General features: G+C 45.1%; 2 protein-coding genes and 1 pseudogene. 1 reads left to right on the top strand and 2 read right to left on the bottom strand.

Features of this window, described 5'->3' with window-relative positions:
* Positions 1 to 777: response regulator (locus tag QVA83_RS04140; RefSeq protein ID WP_287498146.1), on the top strand; the 777-nt coding region annotated here is incomplete at its 5' end.
* Here the strand turns inward: QVA83_RS04140 and QVA83_RS04135 are convergent.
* On the bottom strand, positions 772 to 1,761 hold the full coding sequence (locus QVA83_RS04135) for a sensor domain-containing diguanylate cyclase (protein WP_287498145.1): 990 nt from the start codon (positions 1,759 to 1,761) through the stop codon (positions 772 to 774). The two genes, QVA83_RS04140 and QVA83_RS04135, sit on opposite strands and share 6 nt — an antisense overlap.
* Positions 1,758 to 2,201 (bottom strand): annotated as a pseudogene (locus QVA83_RS04130) (response regulator); the annotation flags it as partial. The pseudogene QVA83_RS04130 and the gene QVA83_RS04135, both read right to left, overlap by 4 nt.

Raw genomic sequence — 2,201 nt, 5'->3', positions numbered from 1 at the left:
GACCTTCCCGCTAAAAATTCAGCACCGTCTAATGCGACCTTCGCCGTAGTTGACGAATTAGAGATATCTATGCAGCATTTACAATCAATTATTACCAAAGAGGGCTTTAGCGCACGCACGTTTTCATCTGGTGCGAACTTGCTTAATCTGCACGAAGAAATACTTCAGTTTTCAGGCATTATTGCAGATTTGTACATGCCGGGCATGAATGGTCTTGAGCTAGTGAGGACGCTCAAGGCGATTTTTGGTGAACGGGTACCGCCCGTTATTGTGCTGTCAGCAACCCCAGATATTGCCAACATTATCGCAAACAGTGAACTCCCCATCTATCAAAGCTTTGTAAAACCCATAGATAGAAACCGGTTTGTAGATGCGCTCCATCACCTCACAGCAAGTAACGCAAGAGTTGTTGAAACAACGAAAAAGGCCAACGTGTTACTGGTAGAATACGAGCCCATTAATGCAGAAATGGTGGAGTATATGCTTCAATGTATGGGCCACGAAGTTACTGTGAGTTACACCGGTGACGACGCTATTATTAGAGTGAGTGAAAATGCGTTTGACTGTGTGCTGTTGGATATCAACTTACCAGATATGAATGGTTTGGAAGTCGCTAAAATAATGAAAGAAGGTCACCCTGACCTTCCAATCATCGCCCTTACGGCCAATGCCCACAGAAGCGATAAAGAAGCGTCGCTGCAGGCAGGTATTCGATACCACTTAGTGAAGCCTGTCACCTTTCAAGAGCTCAAAAACACCCTACGCCTAGCACTATAACGCGCCAGGCGCTGCATAAATGCGATATTGATTTCGGCCGTTTTCTTTTGCTTCATAAAGCGCCTGATCGGCACACTCAAGCCATGCCATCGCTCCTTTAAAGTCAGGAGAGAATTGTGCAAGGCCTAAACTAACAGTGAAACTTATTGACTCACCTTCGTGTTCTACCACTAAACGCTGTGCTAATTGTCGGATACGTTCGGCCACTATCTTGGCATCTTCAACCGAAGAGTCATTCAGAATAATGGCAAATTCCTCGCCGCCGTAGCGCCCTGCAAGGTCGGTTTCCCGCACACAGCGCTTAATCAGCGCTGCTAACATCTTAATCACCTTATCCCCTGCCTGATGACCATAAGTATCGTTAATGCGTTTGAAATGGTCGATATCGAGCATAAGCGCAGTACTTGGCTTTTCTCGGCGCACACAAAGTTTGTGCATCTCATCAAAGCGTTCCTGCCAGTAGCGACGATTATATAGCCCAGTTAGACCGTCCACGCGGCTCGCAGTTTTCAACTCTTCGTTAAGATGCTCCATTCCACGCTTACCGAGCGCCTGCTCAGTGACATCGTAAACAAGCATACAAAACCGCTCTACGTTGCCGCGCTTATCAACAATAGGGAACATGGTCACATTTTGGTACATGAACTCTGCAGCGCTGGTTACAGGGCGATTACAACCAAACTTAAACAAGTAAGGACGCTGCTCCCAAATAATAAACACCGGGCTTTTTAAGTTAAATACGGGGTCAACTTTGGTTCTAAGCCACTTTTCTTCTATCTCGGGGAAATGAGCAAAGAGGCTGTCTCCAATAATTGCTTCCGCTTTTTTTGCACTGTGGTTTTCAAGAAACTTATTCCACACTTGAACCTTGAAGTTGCGATCCAGAACCGCAATACCAACCTCAATGGAATCAAGTAATTCTTCAGGTACTTGAGATGAACTCATTAAAGCGCTTGTAGCAAGCGCATCTGTTGAAGCATTCATAGACCTTCCTTGTCTTTATTATCCACTCCATCATCAAGCAGTCGCGAGTAAATGTGATTGATGGCATCGCCTGGAAATAACAGCAGCAAATCAAACGAGATGTCTCTCGCTTTGATTGCATAACCTATTTCTATGGCCATCAGTTTACCCCAACGCTGCACGTTATCACTCAACAGCGTTGATAAACCCTGATGCTGCCCTAGTAACACTGGATGCGTATGGCTAAAGGCAACATTTAACTGTTCTGATAAACCGTTCAAACAGGCACCGATGAGAATGTTTGAAACATCCATTAGTGCTTCTAACGCTAGTTTGTCGGAGGAAGCCGACGGCGGATATTTTAATAACTCAACAATGTTTTGGGAGTTTGTGTCATTAAAGATAACCAATGCTTCACCGCTTATCCCTTCACTGATAAACCCTTTTGAAACTGCCGACAC

Origin of the sequence: Alteromonas sp. AO-Serp, from assembly GCF_017849675.1 — a bacterium.
In the GTDB taxonomy this organism is placed as follows: Bacteria; Pseudomonadota; Gammaproteobacteria; order Enterobacterales; family Alteromonadaceae; genus Alteromonas; species Alteromonas macleodii.
Note: the sequence above shows the minus strand (reverse complement) of the source record. Positions and strands in the feature narration are given on the sequence as shown.

Bases quoted from the DNA above. Each gene is read 5' to 3' on its own strand.
- QVA83_RS04135 (WP_287498145.1), bottom strand. From the start codon at position 1,761: ATGAATGCTTCAACAGATGCGCTTGCTACAAGCGCTTTAATGAGTTCA.